At 44.1% G+C, this 15,889-nt stretch carries 12 protein-coding genes; 8 read left to right on the top strand and 4 right to left on the bottom strand.

The genetic code is table 11. The annotated features are described in order from the left end of the window. The first annotated feature begins 29 nt into the window (after window positions 1-29). From ctpB to minJ, 3 genes are all read left to right on the top strand, one after another. Complete coding sequence (gene ctpB / locus JQX68_RS18000; protein WP_147772588.1) at window positions 30-1,472, top strand: carboxy-terminal processing protease CtpB; 1,443 nt, start codon at window positions 30-32, stop codon at window positions 1,470-1,472. 383 nt (window positions 1,473-1,855) lie between these two features. After that, window positions 1,856-2,209 (top strand): swarming motility protein SwrAA, encoded by a 354-nt coding sequence (gene swrA / locus JQX68_RS17995; protein WP_015251121.1) that lies wholly within the window; start codon window positions 1,856-1,858, stop codon window positions 2,207-2,209. Between the two features lie 78 nt (window positions 2,210-2,287). Further along, complete coding sequence (gene minJ / locus JQX68_RS17990; protein ID WP_147772587.1) at window positions 2,288-3,481, top strand: cell division topological determinant MinJ; 1,194 nt, start codon at window positions 2,288-2,290, stop codon at window positions 3,479-3,481. A 47-nt stretch (window positions 3,482-3,528) separates the two neighbouring features. On the opposite strand, the gene JQX68_RS17985 is transcribed toward minJ, so the two are convergent. The 3 genes from JQX68_RS17985 to JQX68_RS17975 all read right to left on the bottom strand — a co-directional run bounded on the left by JQX68_RS17985 (window position 3,529) and on the right by JQX68_RS17975 (window position 8,033). Then, window positions 3,529-4,863 carry an MFS transporter gene (locus JQX68_RS17985; RefSeq protein ID WP_147772586.1) on the bottom strand — a complete coding sequence of 445 codons (1,335 nt, stop codon included), beginning with the start codon at window positions 4,861-4,863 and terminating at the stop codon, window positions 3,529-3,531. Between the two features lie 30 nt (window positions 4,864-4,893). Further along, entirely contained in the window at window positions 4,894-5,463 is a 570-nt protein-coding gene (locus JQX68_RS17980; protein WP_147772585.1) for a TetR/AcrR family transcriptional regulator, read from the bottom strand. 74 nt (window positions 5,464-5,537) lie between these two features. Beyond that, complete coding sequence (locus JQX68_RS17975) at window positions 5,538-8,033, bottom strand: PEP/pyruvate-binding domain-containing protein (protein WP_147772584.1); 2,496 nt, start codon at window positions 8,031-8,033, stop codon at window positions 5,538-5,540. A 427-nt stretch (window positions 8,034-8,460) separates the two neighbouring features. Between JQX68_RS17975 and JQX68_RS17970 the strand changes: the two genes are divergently transcribed. The 4 genes from JQX68_RS17970 (at window position 8,461) to hag (ending at window position 14,902) form a co-directional block, all read left to right on the top strand. Then, window positions 8,461-8,691 carry a CsbA family protein gene (locus JQX68_RS17970; RefSeq protein WP_003228053.1) on the top strand — a complete coding sequence of 77 codons (231 nt, stop codon included), beginning with the start codon at window positions 8,461-8,463 and terminating at the stop codon, window positions 8,689-8,691. Between the two features lie 185 nt (window positions 8,692-8,876). Continuing rightward, window positions 8,877-10,862 (top strand): excinuclease ABC subunit UvrB, encoded by a 1,986-nt coding sequence (gene uvrB / locus JQX68_RS17965; protein ID WP_014665530.1) that lies wholly within the window; start codon window positions 8,877-8,879, stop codon window positions 10,860-10,862. Window positions 10,863-10,869: 7 nt separating this feature from the next. Continuing rightward, complete coding sequence (gene uvrA, locus JQX68_RS17960) at window positions 10,870-13,743, top strand: excinuclease ABC subunit UvrA (protein WP_147772583.1); 2,874 nt, start codon at window positions 10,870-10,872, stop codon at window positions 13,741-13,743. Between the two features lie 337 nt (window positions 13,744-14,080). Next, the gene (gene hag, locus JQX68_RS17955; RefSeq protein ID WP_147772582.1) at window positions 14,081-14,902 is read left to right on the top strand and encodes a flagellin Hag; all 822 of its coding nucleotides are present in this window, start codon (window positions 14,081-14,083) and stop codon (window positions 14,900-14,902) included. Between the two features lie 196 nt (window positions 14,903-15,098). On the opposite strand, the gene JQX68_RS17950 is transcribed toward hag, so the two are convergent. Continuing rightward, window positions 15,099-15,329 (bottom strand): hypothetical protein, encoded by a 231-nt coding sequence (locus JQX68_RS17950; RefSeq protein ID WP_040081687.1) that lies wholly within the window; start codon window positions 15,327-15,329, stop codon window positions 15,099-15,101. 217 nt (window positions 15,330-15,546) lie between these two features. Between JQX68_RS17950 and yvlA the strand changes: the two genes are divergently transcribed. Further along, entirely contained in the window at window positions 15,547-15,873 is a 327-nt protein-coding gene (yvlA, locus tag JQX68_RS17945; protein ID WP_147772581.1) for a protein YvlA, read from the top strand. Window positions 15,874-15,889 lie beyond the last annotated feature (16 nt).

Here is a 15,889-nt window from a genome sequence, read left to right as displayed (position 1 = left end):
GACAGTCTGGCATACAGGAGGAGTAAAGGATGAATCAAAAAATAATGGCTGTGATAGCAGCAGGGAGCATGCTGTTTGGAGGCGCCGGTGTATATGCGGGAATCAACCTGCTTGAGATGGATAAGCCCCAGACTGCAGCAGTTCCCGCGACGGCACAAGCTGACTCTGAACGGGATAAAGCTATGGACAAAATCGAAAAAGCGTATGAGTTAATTTCGAATGAGTACGTAGAAAAAGTTGATAGAGAAAAGCTGCTCGAGGGAGCCATCCAGGGAATGCTGTCTACGCTAAATGATCCTTATTCTGTTTACATGGACAAGCAGACAGCTAAGCAATTTTCTGATTCTCTTGATTCCTCATTTGAAGGCATCGGGGCTGAGGTTGGCATGGAAGACGGCAAAATTATTATCGTTTCCCCATTCAAGAAATCGCCAGCGGAAAAAGCCGGGTTGAAGCCTAATGATGAAATTATCAGCATCAATGGAGAATCGATGGCCGGCAAGGATTTAAACCACGCTGTGTTAAAAATAAGAGGAAAGAAAGGGTCCAGTGTTTCAATGAAGATTCAGCGGCCCGGAACGAAGAAACAGCTGTCATTCCGGATCAAAAGAGCTGAGATTCCGCTTGAAACTGTTTTTGCATCAGAGAAAAAAGTGCAGGGGCATTCTGTCGGATATATCGCTATCTCTACTTTTTCTGAGCATACCGCAGAGGATTTTGCAAAAGCATTGAGAAAGCTTGAGAAAAAAGAAATAGAAGGACTAGTCATTGATGTACGCGGCAATCCGGGCGGATATCTTCAAAGTGTGGAAGAAATACTTAAGCATTTCGTTACAAAGGATCAGCCGTATATACAGATTGCTGAACGCAATGGAGATAAAAAACGTTATTTCTCAACATTGGCCCATAAAAAAGCGTACCCTGTCAACGTGATTACGGATAAAGGAAGTGCCTCCGCATCAGAAATTCTTGCCGGCGCGTTAAAGGAGGCTGGCCATTATGATGTTGTAGGCGATACGTCTTTTGGCAAGGGAACGGTTCAACAGGCTGTGCCAATGGGGGACGGCAGCAACATCAAATTAACGCTTTACAAGTGGCTGACGCCAAATGGAAACTGGATTCATAAGAAAGGAATTGAGCCGACCATTGCGATTAAGCAGCCCGATTATTTTTCCGCAGGGCCATTGCAGCTGAAAGAGCCGCTTAAAGTGGACATGAACAATGAAGACGTCAAGCATGCGCAGGTATTGTTAAAAGGTCTCAGCTTTGATCCGGGACGTGAGGATGGCTATTTCAGCAAAGACATGAAAAAAGCGGTTATGGCCTTTCAGGATCAAAACAAGCTGAATAAAACGGGTGTAATCGACACACGCACTGCAGAGGCACTGAATCAGCAGATAGAAAAGAAAAAATCAGATGAAAAAAATGATTTGCAGCTTCAAACAGCATTGAAATCATTATTTGTCAATTAAAGGAGATGGTATTCCATCTCCTGTTTCTTTATGCTTAAAGAGATTATGGATCATAAGTCACATAAAAAATGAGTTTTTGACAAGAAATTAAAAAAATTTTCACAAATAAACATTTATAAAGGACTGTTATTACCCGATATCAATATATGAGAGAGACTTTCTAACGAGTTAATATGCATTTAAAATGAAACTTTTGCAAGTTGCCTAGTCTTTGTTTACTTCATACAATATAAGAAGGTTCTAAAAAGAACAGTAATCAGGTTTATGGCAGCTGAACGACAGGTATTTAAAGAGTAACGTTAGCGAGAATGCTTGTTAGCACTCCAGTACTGCTGCGTATACTGGCCCGTGCTTATCTGGATAAAGAAAATGGGGGTTCACAATTGAAGAGGGCAAGTATTGTGCGTGAGAAAAAATATTATGAATTAGTGGAACAATTAAAAGACAGAACACAAGACGTAACATTTTCAGCTACAAAAGCACTAAGTCTTCTTATGCTGTTCAGCAGATATTTGGTCAATTACACCAATGTCGAATCAGTAAATGACATTAATGAGGAATGTGCCAAACATTATTTTAACTACTTAATGAAAAACCATAAGCGATTAGGAATTAATCTGACAGATATAAAAAGGTCAATGCATCTAATCAGCGGGTTATTGGATGTGGACGTAAACCACTATTTAAAGGATTTTTCACTATCGAATGTCACGCTGTGGATGACGCAAGAGAGATAAACTCTCCTGAGGATATCCAAGCCATTTAATATTTGATAGAATATGAGTAACATGTTTGGCTTGAGGCGGTGAGAGATAGTGTCTGTTCAATGGGGAATTGAACTGTTAAAAAGCGCGGGCCTGTTCTTCTTACACCCGCTTTTCTGGTTTTTTATCATCATAACTCTGGCTTTCGGCTATGTAAGAATCAAAAGGGAACGCAAAACCTTTCATACAAGAATAGCAGATATTTATGATGATCTGAAATTTACATATACAAAGGGACTGATTCCAGGTTTTCTTTTGTCAGTTATTTTAGGTGGACTCGGAATATCGATTCCTCTCGGTTTACTTGCGATTATTGCCGTTATCACTGCAGCGGCAGCGTTCACTCTTCGCGCAAACTGGATGTCTGCTGCATATATCGTCAGTGTGAGTATGCTGATAGGTTTTGGACTGCAAGTCTATCAGGCTGAGCCCTTTCTGGAGAGATTTCCGCAAGGATTTGCAGTTGTTTGGCCGGCTGTGGCTGTGTTTCTAGGTTTGCTGATTATCACTGAAGGAGCGGTTGCTTATCGTTCTGCGCATGTGAGAACATCACCGGCGCTTGTCGTAAGCAGCCGCGGTTTGCCGATCGGACAGCAGCTTGCAAACCGGGTTTGGCTTTTGCCGCTGTTCCTTCTCGTGCCCGGTAATGGTTTAGAATCGCATCTTAGCTGGTGGCCCGTGTTTACTGTTCCCGGCGGCTCATTCCATTTTCTATGGATTCCTTACTTTGTCGGATTCGGACAAAGGGTACAGGGATCGCTGCCTGAAACGAGTATAAGGATCACAGCGAAACGCGTTTGTATGCTCGGCCTTGCCGTCACAGTTCTTGGTGCAGCGAGCTTGCTTTGGACGCCGCTTGCGGGTGCAGCCGTCTGTACAGCTTTGTTAGGACGCATTTTTCTGTCTATAAAGCAAAGGGTGAATGATAACGCGGCTCCGTTTTATTTCTCGAAACGGGATCAGGGCTTGATGGTGCTTGGGATTATCCCCAATACGCCGGCTGAGGACCTGGAATTGAAAATCGGAGAAATCATTACAAAAGTTAATGGGATACCGGTTAAGAACGTTTCCGATTTCTATGAGGCGCTCCAGCATAACCGTGCATATGTGAAGCTTGAAATTATCGGTTTGAATGGAGAAATTCGTTTTGACCAGCGAGCTTCTTATGAAGGAGAACATCATGAATTGGGCATCCTCTTCGTACAGGATGAACGTGAAGACGAAGCAGCCGCTTCGGGATCATAAAAGGCAGCCCGGCACCGCAGGAAGATGCGGGGCCGGGCTGTTTTGTATTACGCTGAGTTTTTTTCAATCCGTGCCGTTTCATCAGATTTGATGCCCAATGAAACAAAAACGCCGATAATGGATACAGCAAAGAGAATCATAAATAGGGTGTGATATCCCGAAATCAGGCCGATTAAGGCTGATGAAATGATGCTTCCGAAATAGCGGAAGGTCGAGAAAATGCCGGATGCCACTCCTGACATACTAGGATCTACTGTGGCAAGGGATGATACCTGCATGCTGGTCAGGCCGACTCCGGAAGCAAGCCCGCCAAGGATAAGAGACAGCATGAGAAACAAGACGGAATGTGAGCTGCTTAACAGCAAAAATAATAGATTCGATCCAGCCATCATAGCAAATGAAAGAAAAATGATTTTTTTTGCTCCCCACTTATGATGGAACTGTGCGCCCACCCAGTTGCTGGCTGACATGAAGATCGAAAATACGGAAAGCGCCATTCCGCTGTTAGACGTAGTAAGCCCAAATTGGTTCGTCATGAACAACGGCATGATCAATAAGACGGCATACATCATTAAATTGCTTAACAAGACTGATAGATTGGCATTTGTAAAGGTTGAGCTTTTAAACAGTGCAAAGTCAATGATTGGATGCTGTGTACGTTTTTCTCTTCTGAAAAAAAGCGGAACAAAAAGAAGTATTAATACACTGTATAACGCATAACCCCACGAAGCCTCATTTTTCGTCAGCAGGATAATGGAAACGATGCTGCCTGCAAGCAAGAGAGAGCCGATGATATCCAGCGGCGCGTCAGATTTATTTTCTTTATATTGAGGAAACATCGTTAATGCCGTAAATAAAGCAATGGCGAGGAACGGAATGTTGACCCAAAAAATCGAATGCCAGCTGAAGCTGTCAATCAGTATAGAGCCGATAAAAGGCCCGAGTGCTGCACCAAGTCCCGCGCCCAGTCCGAAAAATCCAAACACTTTCGGCAGGCGTTTTTCAGAAACCACATGCCGGATAATGGCAATGCTGTTTGGCGTAAGCAATGCCCCGCCGACTGCCTGCAATGCCCGAAAGACAATTAACAGGAGCAGACTTGGTGAGAGAGCGCAGCCTAAGGATGCGAATAGAAATAGGCCGACTCCCCATAAGTACATTGTTTTATTGCCGTACATGTCACCGAGCTTTCCTGCAATCGGCTGTGTGACTGCCATCACGATTAAATAAACGGTAACCACCCAAGTGATGCTTGCGAGGGATTCGTTATACGTATGGGAAATAGATGAAAGCGCGACCGCGATCATCGTTGAGTTAATGGGAACCAGAATGGCCCCCAATAATAGCGAGACGATCAGCGCCCATTCTTTTCTTGAGCTCATTGGGATCCTCCTTTTTATTATGCCAAGGAGTTAATCAGCAGAAATTCCTTTGACAAATAAAGCTGTGCTGTGCTCCAGCATTTTTTCCTGGGGCATTGATATGACCCGGTTTCCTAAATGGAGACGGTGAATAAAATAACCGAAGATAATCGACATAAACACGTCGGCATGCTCCGCTTCATTTCCTGTCTGAATAACCCCTTTTTCACCCATCGTTTTGAGATAATCAACCAATAGCTGTTTCATAGATTGGGGATATTCAGTGACGTGGTTAATGACATCCTGAAACATGGCCGGTTCACGAAAGCTGATTTTAATGATATCTTTTCTATGTTCGAGCTCCTCCAAGAGACAGGTTCCGATATGAAGCAGGTCTTTGTACAAATCCCCTTCGGTTTGTTCCAAAATGCTGCTTCTGTTTGGAGAATGACGAGAAAGCAAAGCCTCAACTAGTCCTTGTTTGTTTTTAAAGTTCCTGAAAATCGTCGCTTCACTTACATTTGCTTTTTCTGCGATTTCTTTTGTAGTCGTTGCGCGATATCCTTTTTGGACGAGCAGCTGCATGGCAGCGTCAAGGATTCTCTTGTTTGTCGGTCTCAATACGTTTCACCTCACGAATATACTGGCAGGACAAGTATACACCTGCCCCGCTTGTATAAGAAAGAGGGGACGCATCAGGACCGGCTGACAACTGTGATTTTGCCGCTGCTTCCGTCAACCGTGATGATGTCTCCGTCTCGCAGTCTTTCTGTTGCCGTGCGTGTGCCGAGAACGGCTGGAATGCCGTATTCACGGGCGATAATCGCAGCGTGAGACAAAATGCCGCCCGTGTCTGTAATAACCGCTTTGGCATCTTGAAACAGGCTGGTCCACAGCGGTGTGGTCATCTTGCAAACAAGTATGTCCCCAGGAGCGAATTGAGAAAATTCATTGGCGTCCCGAATGATCTTCACCGGACCTGTCGCAATGCCGCTTGATGCCGCAATGCCAAAAATATGATTCTCTGTGTTTTTTTCATCCTCTATCACAGCGCCGACGATTTCTTCAGCAGCTTTTAGCTGTTCTTTTGTCGGAGTGCCGAGATAGGCAGGGGCTTGGGCCAGCTCATACTCATGAAAGGTCTGCCTGCGTTTTTCAGCCTTCTCTTGCAGGGATACAGGGTGAAGAAGCGCGTGTTCCACTTCGTCGTCATATAAGAACCAAAGATCCTCACGATCTTGAATAACACCGTTTTCCGCCAGCAATTCACCTACCTTTAGCAGAAAGATTCTCGCCTTGGCATCCAGCATGGCGTCAATATAAAAGTGGTGATCATCTTTTATATTTGCAGCGTTCAGCGTCCATTGATAAAGGCGGTCAAATTCTGTGCGTAAATCGGGATCTTCTATGTTTTCCAAGAATTCATTGTATAATTTCTCTCGTTTTTCTTTCGTTTTCTGAAATTCATTGTCAAAGTGATAGCCATTACGGACATAATTTTGAATATTGGCCAGAGCAAAATACGGATTTTCCGCCCAGATTTGTTCAATCAGATCATGACTTTTAACAGATCTCCATCCGTATTCTTGCAAGAATTCATGGATGTTCTTCAGGAAGTGTCTTCCCTCATCTGTTTGTTCCAATTTCTCCTGGAGCTGTTCAGGCTTGTTGTTTTCAAAAATGGCCAGAAGGTGCGGGCTCTCCTGAACTTCAACGGAAAAAAGCCATAGGCAGCGGTCAGTTTCCAGTGATTTGTTCATTTTTCCTGTCAGCATCTCGTAAAAATGAGCGTTTTCGGACTCTCCTTGAATGTCCTGATACATCGCTTGCAGTTTGTTTGTTAAAAGGATTTGCGGGAAAACGATATTGAAGTGCTCTTCATAAGCCGTGAGATAAAAGGCCTTTAGTTGTCGAAAAGCATCCAGTGCGCTTTCTGCAGTATGCTCAGTTTGTGCGAGCTGGTCCAGTGTCCGGTAAAAAGGAAGATAGGTGTGATTGATGATGTCATACATCCGCTCCGATAAAATTGGGAAAAGCTCTTTGCCACAGTCTTCAGAAGGAGGCTGTTGTCCTCCTTGATTTTTGGAATAAATATGTCCGCGATAAAGTTTTACTTCATCAACAACTACACCAATCGGGAACTTTTGCATGCTCTTCTTTAAGCCATATTCCAATGCCGGCACGATGAAGGATGAAAATAACGGACTCACCGGACCTTCAATATTAGACTCCATGTTAAGCCAGAAATCATTCATATCAGCATCGGTAATCATGAAGCTGCGTTTTTCTTCTGCCGCTTTTTTGTCCTGTTCAATGGTTGTAATCGGGCGAGCTTGCAGAAGGTATATTTGATGATCAGCAATTCCAAATTCTATATCAACAGGATACCCGTACAGGTCTTCAGTTTTTTTTGTGATTTCAGCCAAATCAATCACTTGTTCATCTGTAAGGCAAAAACGGCTGCGCATGTCTTCACTCGTTTCCTTTTCAGCAATTCCTTCTGCCGCAGACTCCATGTAGATTTCTTTTGCCCCTATTTCTTTCTGAATCTCAAACGAAGATTTATGAACAATGAACGTGTCTGGGGTAACACTTCCTGAAACGACAGCTTCACCCAGCCCGTAGCTGGCGCTGATTAAAAGCTCTCTATCATCATGGGTAACAGGGTTGCGGCTGAAAATAACACCTGACACTTCTGAATCGATCAGCCCCTGAACGACCACTCCCATTAACGGCTCTGTGATTTGATTGTTCATTTTTTTCTTGTAGCTGCTGACCCGCCCTGAAAAAAATGAGGCCCAGCACTCTTTCACTTTAGCCAGAAACTCTTCCTCTGTTTTGATATTTAAGTAGGTTTCATACTGACCCGCGAATGAGGCGCCTTCTAAATCTTCCGAAGCAGATGAAGAACGCACGGCTACGGATCGATATGATTCTCTAAGCTGATAAAAAGAACTAGTCAGCTCATTTTTCAGCTCTTCCGAAAATGTCCCGGAAATGATCCCGCTTTCGACGCTCTTGCTAGTCTCTTGAAGCTGGTTGTCCTCCATAAAACGTGCGAGCGCGTTCGTTTGAATAATAAACCCGTCCGGAACAGGAAGAGCGTGTTTGGTCAATTTAATCAAATTCATTCCTTTTGCTCCAGCCAGCTGGCTGGACTCTTCTGCCTGGCGAAATAAAACAGAATACATAGTTGAAACCCCTCTCTCCTTCATTTTATTTTTCTCTCTAGCCTTTTATGGCGGAGCCTGTGTTTAAAAATGATAGTAAACACTATCATTCCATTGTAGGTTTTCAGGAAAATGCTGTCAAACGCAGAAAGTCCTAAATAAAATGAATAGTTAAGTTAGTTAGATTATCATGAAATATACGGATGAACTGGTTCTGTATACCTATTTTCTTTTATTCTAGGAATCTGGCGGCGGACTTGATGATGTAACAAAAAAAGTGCCGCTGTGTGGAACAGCAGCACAATGTCCGGCACCAAAATGCAAATATGGTGATTGATTTTGGATGAAAAGGGGTATGGTGTAGGAGAGGGAGCGAATGCATGATTGTCCGATTCTTCATTTTTTACTATAATCAGATCAGATGAAGAATCCCTGAGGAGGGTTTTTGTTGATTACAAAAGCCGTTTTTGCATTGTTTTTCCCTTTTATGCTTGTCGTTCTATTTACTAGAGTCACTTTTAATCATTATGTGGCGATCGCTCTAACAGCTGCATTGCTGTTTGCTTCTTATTTAAAAGGCTATACAGAAACGTATTTTATTGTAGGATTGGATGTTGTATCACTTGTGGCTGGCGGACTGTATATGGCCAAAAAAGCTGCAGAGAAAAAAGAAGAATAAATCGGACATAATGAATATAAAGACCGAATACCTGCTTTTACGTTTAAAAAGCAGGTTTTTTATACACAAAAACAGCTGGAAATAAAAAACCACCGAACTTTAGTTCGTATTTTTAGTGATTTTGCTTTCCATTGTGTTACTATATCTATAGGAAGATTTCGTTAAAGAAACGGAGGCTTATTTTTGTGAAAGATCGCTTTGAGTTAGTCTCGAAATATCAGCCCCAGGGAGATCAGCCGAAAGCCATTGAAAAGCTTGTAAAAGGAATTCAGGAGGGCAAGAAGCATCAGACTCTGCTGGGTGCGACAGGAACTGGGAAAACATTTACGGTGTCCAATTTGATTAAAGAAGTCAATAAGCCGACTCTCGTGATTGCCCATAACAAAACTCTTGCTGGACAGCTTTACAGTGAGTTCAAGGAATTTTTTCCGAACAATGCTGTCGAGTACTTTGTCAGTTACTATGATTATTATCAGCCGGAGGCGTATGTGCCTCAAACGGATACATTTATAGAGAAAGACGCTAGTATTAATGATGAAATTGATAAACTGAGACACTCCGCTACATCATCTCTGTTTGAGCGTAGAGATGTCATTATTATTGCGAGTGTGTCTTGTATATACGGCCTCGGTTCGCCTGAGGAATACCGGGAAATGGTCGTGTCATTGCGGAGTGAAATGGAAATTGAGCGCAACGAGCTGCTCAGAAAACTTGTAGACATTCAATATGCCCGCAACGATATCGACTTTCAGCGCGGTACATTTCGTGTGCGCGGGGATGTAGTGGAAATCTTCCCGGCATCCCGTGATGAGCATTGTATCAGAGTTGAATTTTTCGGTGACGAAATTGAACGGATTCGGGAAGTGGATGCGCTGACAGGAGAAATTCTCGGCGACCGTGATCATGTTGCGATTTTCCCGGCGTCCCACTTCGTAACGCGGGCCGAGAAAATGGAGAAAGCGATTCAAAATATCGAGAAAGAGCTTGAGGAACAGCTGAAAGTTATGCACGAAAACGGCAAGCTGCTTGAAGCGCAGCGTTTAGAGCAGCGGACAAGATATGATCTTGAAATGATGCGTGAAATGGGTTTCTGCTCGGGTATCGAGAACTATTCAAGACATTTGACGCTGCGGCCTCCAGGTTCAACGCCGTATACGCTGCTTGATTATTTCCCAGACGATTTTATGATCGTAGTGGATGAGTCGCATGTGACCATTCCTCAGGTGCGCGGCATGTTTAACGGAGACCAGGCGCGGAAACAGGTGCTCGTGGATCACGGCTTCCGGCTTCCATCAGCGCTTGATAACCGTCCGCTTCGTTTTGAGGAATTTGAAAAGCATATGCACAATATCGTGTATGTATCAGCAACACCAGGGCCGTACGAGATTGAACATACAGATGAAATGGTTGAACAGATCATTCGTCCGACGGGGCTTCTTGACCCGCTTATCGATGTCCGTCCAATCGAAGGTCAGATTGACGACTTGATCGGCGAAATTCAAGCAAGAATCGAGCGGGATGAACGGGTGCTGGTGACAACCTTGACGAAGAAGATGTCAGAGGATCTGACCGATTATTTAAAGGAAATCGGCATTAAAGTAAACTATCTGCATTCTGAGATCAAGACGCTTGAACGGATTGAAATTATTCGTGACCTGCGCCTTGGCAAGTACGATGTGCTTGTCGGCATCAACCTGCTGAGGGAAGGCCTGGACATTCCCGAAGTATCCTTAGTTGCGATTTTGGATGCGGATAAGGAAGGCTTCCTTCGTTCTGAGCGTTCGCTGATCCAGACTATTGGACGGGCAGCGAGAAATGCGGAAGGCCGCGTCATTATGTACGCCGATAAAATAACGAAGTCTATGGAAATTGCGATTAACGAAACAAAACGACGCCGCGAGCAGCAGGAGCGGTTTAACGAAGAGCACGGCATTACGCCGAAAACGATAAATAAAGAAATTCGCGATGTCATTCGTGCCACAGTAGCAGCTGAGGATAAAGCGGAATACAAAGCAAAAGCCGCGCCGAAGCTGTCGAAAATGACGAAGAAAGAACGCCAGAAAGTCGTTGAACAGATGGAGCATGAAATGAAGGAAGCCGCCAAGGCACTTGACTTTGAAAGAGCCGCGGAGCTTCGCGATTTACTTTTAGAGCTAAAAGCGGAAGGATGATGAACAAATGGCTATGGATCGGATAGAGGTGAAGGGAGCCAGGGCGCATAACCTGAAAAATATAGATGTAACGATTCCGAGAGATCAGCTTGTCGTTGTCACGGGTTTGTCCGGATCAGGTAAATCCTCCCTTGCCTTTGACACGATATATGCTGAAGGACAGAGACGGTATGTCGAATCGCTGTCTGCTTATGCCCGCCAGTTTTTAGGGCAAATGGATAAGCCTGATGTTGATGCAATTGAGGGACTGTCTCCCGCCATCAGCATCGATCAGAAAACAACGAGCCGCAATCCGAGGTCTACTGTCGGTACGGTAACGGAGATTTATGATTATCTGCGTCTTTTATATGCGAGAGTAGGGAAGCCTCATTGCCCGGAGCACGGAATTGAGATTACATCCCAGACCATCGAGCAGATGGTGGACAGAATTCTGGAATATCCGGAACGGACGAAGCTTCAGGTGCTGGCGCCGATTGTCTCGGGCCGAAAAGGTGCTCATGTCAAGGTGCTTGAACAGATTAGAAAACAAGGCTATGTCAGAGTCAGAATTGACGGCGAGATGGCTGAGCTTTCCGACGATATCGAATTAGAAAAGAATAAGAAGCATTCCATTGAGGTTGTCATTGACCGGATTGTGGTGAAAGAAGGCGTGGCAGCCCGGCTGTCAGATTCATTGGAAACGGCGCTCCGTTTAGGTGAAGGACGGGTTATGATTGATGTCATCGGTGAGGAAGAGCTGATGTTCAGCGAGCATCATGCCTGTCCGCACTGCGGATTTTCAATTGGTGAGCTTGAGCCGCGCCTGTTTTCGTTTAACAGTCCGTTTGGGGCGTGTCCGACGTGTGACGGTCTCGGAATGAAGCTTGAAGTGGATGCCGACCATGTCATCCCCAATCAAGATTTGTCATTGAAGGAGAATGCGGTCGCCCCTTGGACACCGATCAGTTCACAATATTATCCTCAGCTGCTTGAGGCAGTCTGCACCCACTACGGGATTGATATGGATGTGCCGGTCAAAGATCTGCCGAAGCATCAATTGGATAAAGTGCTGTACGGCAGCGGAGACGACCTGATTTATTTCCGATATGAAAATGATTTTGGTCAAATACGTGAAGGTGAAATTCAATTTGAAGGCGTATTGCGCAACATTGAAAGACGCTATAAAGAGACAAGCTCTGATTTTATCCGTGAGCAAATGGAGCAGTATATGTCTCAGAAGTCTTGTCCGACGTGCAAAGGCTATCGGTTAAAGAAAGAGGCGCTTGCCGTATTGGTTGACGGACGCCACATCGGAAAAATTACTGAGCAGTCTGTAGCCGATGCACTCGCCTTTTTCAAAGGCCTTACCCTTTCTGAGAAGGATATGCAGATCGCCAATTTGATTTTGCGCGAAATTGTGGAGCGCTTAAGCTTTCTGGATAAAGTGGGCCTCGATTACCTGACATTGAGCAGGGCAGCGGGAACGCTGTCCGGTGGAGAGGCACAGCGCATCAGGCTGGCGACTCAAATTGGCTCGCGCTTATCCGGTGTGCTTTATATTTTAGATGAACCGTCTATCGGTCTGCATCAGCGTGATAACGACCGCTTGATCAGCGCACTGAAAAATATGAGAGACCTCGGGAACACACTGATTGTTGTCGAACATGATGAAGACACGATGATGGCAGCGGATTATTTAATAGATATTGGACCGGGTGCCGGCATTCACGGCGGACAGGTGACATCTGCAGGTACGCCGGAAGAAGTGATGGAAGATCCAAACTCATTAACTGGCAGCTATTTATCAGGGAAAAAGTTTATCCCATTGCCTCCTGAAAGAAGAAAGCCGGACGGACGTTACATTGAAATCAAAGGCGCTTCAGAAAACAACCTGAAAAAAGTGAATGCCAAGTTCCCGCTTGGGACGTTTACAGCAGTTACAGGTGTTTCCGGTTCAGGAAAGAGTACACTTGTTAATGAAATTTTGCATAAGGCGCTGGCGCAAAAGCTTCATAAAGCGAAAGCGAAGCCCGGCAGCCATAAAGAAATAAAAGGTTTGGATCATTTAGACAAAGTCATCGACATTGACCAGGCGCCAATCGGTAGAACGCCGAGATCCAACCCTGCGACATACACCGGTGTATTTGATGACATTCGCGATGTATTCGCGCAGACAAATGAAGCGAAGGTCCGCGGCTATAAAAAAGGCCGTTTCAGCTTTAACGTGAAGGGCGGGCGATGTGAAGCCTGCCGCGGAGACGGGATTATTAAAATTGAAATGCACTTCCTTCCTGACGTATACGTTCCATGCGAGGTATGCCACGGCAAACGCTATAATCGGGAAACGCTTGAAGTGACGTACAAAGGAAAAAGCATCTCTGATGTGCTTGATATGACGGTTGAAGATGCTCTTTCTTTCTTTGAAAATATCCCGAAAATCAAACGCAAGCTTCAAACCCTTTATGATGTTGGTTTAGGTTATATTACGCTCGGCCAGCCGGCGACGACCTTGTCGGGCGGAGAAGCGCAGCGCGTGAAGCTCGCATCAGAGCTGCACAAACGCTCGACCGGACGCACGCTCTACATTTTAGATGAGCCGACGACAGGTTTGCATGTCGACGATATCGCCAGACTTCTTGTCGTGCTGCAACGGTTGGTAGACAACGGAGACACTGTACTGGTTATTGAGCACAACCTTGATATCATTAAGACGGCCGATTACATTGTGGATTTGGGCCCGGAAGGCGGAGCCGGAGGCGGAACCATTGTCGCGTCAGGAACGCCTGAGGAAATCACTGAAGTGGAAGAATCGTATACAGGCCGTTATTTGAAGCCTGTTATGGAGCGTGACAAAAAACGCATGAAATCGCTCTTGGAAGCGAAAGAAACGGCTACATCTTAAAAAACTTTATTAAGAGAGAACAGCTTGTCAGCAAGTCCATCCATGGGCTTAGCAGGCAAGCTTTTTCTTTACGGCATAATAGGTATAGAATCGTCTTTGGATAAAATTTCTTTGGGAAAACGCCTAAACATTTACAAATTGCTGTCGATATATGAATTGAAAGGCGGATGATGATTTCCAAATCAAGCAGACAAACCCTATTAAGGGGTTTAAAGGCATCCTTAATCAATAACTGAATCTACATAGGTTAGAAGCTTTATTGGAATCTCCTACGCCAGAAATCAAAGAAAAGGAAGTCTTTGATTTCAGAATAAATACACATGGAGGTAATTTACAAATGAGAATTAACCACAATATCGCAGCACTTAACACACTGAACCGTTTGTCTTCAAACAACGGTGCGAGCCAAAAGAACATGGAGAAACTGTCTTCAGGCCTTCGTATCAACCGTGCGGGAGATGACGCAGCGGGTCTTGCGATCTCTGAAAAAATGAGAGGACAAATCAGAGGTCTTGAAATGGCTTCTAAAAACTCTCAAGACGGAATCTCTCTTATCCAAACAGCTGAGGGTGCATTGACTGAAACTCATGCCATCCTTCAACGTATGCGTGAACTTACTGTTCAAGCTGGTAACACTGGTACACAGCAAACTGAAGATTTAACTGCAATTAAAGATGAGATGGATGCTTTAACTGAAGAGATCGATGGAATTTCTCAACGTACTGAATTTAACGGAAAAAAACTTTTAGACGGTAGTGTAACAGCAGGATTTACATTCCAAATTGGTGCAAATGCTGGCCAAAATATTAATGTTACAATTGGTAACATGGATGCAACAACTTTAGGAGTAAAAGGTATCGATGTTTCAGCAGATGATTTTAGTTTTGACACTGAGATTGTTAAAATCGATAGTGCAATTACAAGTGTTTCAAACCAACGCGCTAAACTTGGTGCGGTACAAAACCGTCTAGAGCACACTATCAACAATTTAGGGGCTTCTGGTGAAAACCTGACAGCTGCTGAGTCTCGTATCCGTGACGTTGACATGGCGAAAGAAATGAGCGAGTTCACAAAGAACAACATTCTTTCTCAAGCTTCTCAGGCGATGCTTGCTCAAGCAAACCAACAGCCGCAAAACGTGCTTCAATTGTTACGTTAATTCTGAACGGCTATCTTTTCTGATAGTCACAGCTTGCCGACAGAGTCCATTAACTGGATGTGCCGGCAGGCTTTTTTTGTTACAATCATGGTGTGACAGCTAGGGAATCACTTGTTTTTTCAAAACAAAAAAGGCAAGATATTATCATCTAACCTTTAGCTTTGTTTCAGTTATAATGATGAAATGTTTTCTGCAATTATAAAGTCTTCTTATACAGCTGCTTACTTACACTCATTAAATCTTGAACAATATGCGTGCTGCTGCTATCGAGGAGCACTTTTATATATTGGATATCGTGAGAGATCGGGAAGGGTCCGTGAATCTGTTCAAGCTCGGCGATCATTTCACGATTCATTCTTTTTTGTTCATGAATCAGCTTTAACACGGATTCTTGTGTTACTGTATAGTCACTGGTATCTTTCTCCATTGCTTGTCCAGCCTCCTTGGTTGCCGTAAGCTTTTTACATATTGTAATCGGTATAGCCGGAAGATTCTACTTCTAAAACTTTTTAAAATCCAATTTCCGTAAATCGGAGCATGTCTAAAGAATGAATTTGAAACCTGAAGAGATTTTAAACGTATAAATAAGTAAAACGTCCCTGATCTTTTGTCATGGACAATTCACAATAGGAGTGTGGAATGAATTGAACCGTAATCAAGCTATTATTGCATCACTTTGTTACTTCAGTGTGTTCATTGCGCCAATCATTGTGCCGATTGTCGCTTATTTTGTAGTAAATGAGAAAGAAACAAAACGCCATGCGATACGTTCTCTTATTTCTCACATTGTTCCGTTTGTCGGCTGTCTGTTCCTTTTTATTGCTTTACTTGGCGGAGCTATTGCGATTGATGGAGACAGCCTTCTTCCCGTATTTGTAATCATTGGGGGAGCGGTTATTTATTTCTTGGTTGTCATTGGCATTATCATTTGGAATGTGATTCAGGGCATTAAGGTCCTGCGTGCAGCATAAGTAGACAATGGGGAGG

It is taken from the genome of Bacillus sp. LJBS06 (assembly GCF_016924995.1).
GTDB classification, from domain to species: Bacteria; Bacillota; Bacilli; order Bacillales; family Bacillaceae; genus Bacillus; species Bacillus stercoris.
The sequence above is the reverse complement of the archived record's forward strand: the minus strand, read 5'-3'. Positions and strand labels throughout refer to the sequence as shown.

What these genes read in the sequence shown, in the direction of transcription:
- ctpB (WP_147772588.1), top strand. Translation starts at nt 30, where the DNA reads ATGAATCAAAAAATAATGGCTGTGATAGCAGCAGGGAGCATGCTGTTT.
- JQX68_RS17985 (WP_147772586.1), bottom strand. Translation starts at nt 4,863, where the DNA reads ATGAGCTCAAGAAAAGAATGGGCGCTGATCGTCTCGCTATTATTGGGG.
- JQX68_RS17975 (WP_147772584.1), bottom strand. Translation starts at nt 8,033, where the DNA reads ATGTATTCTGTTTTATTTCGCCAGGCAGAAGAGTCCAGCCAGCTGGCT.
- uvrA (WP_147772583.1), top strand. Translation starts at nt 10,870, where the DNA reads ATGGCTATGGATCGGATAGAGGTGAAGGGAGCCAGGGCGCATAACCTG.
- hag (WP_147772582.1), top strand. Translation starts at nt 14,081, where the DNA reads ATGAGAATTAACCACAATATCGCAGCACTTAACACACTGAACCGTTTG.
- JQX68_RS17950 (WP_040081687.1), bottom strand. Translation starts at nt 15,329, where the DNA reads ATGGAGAAAGATACCAGTGACTATACAGTAACACAAGAATCCGTGTTA.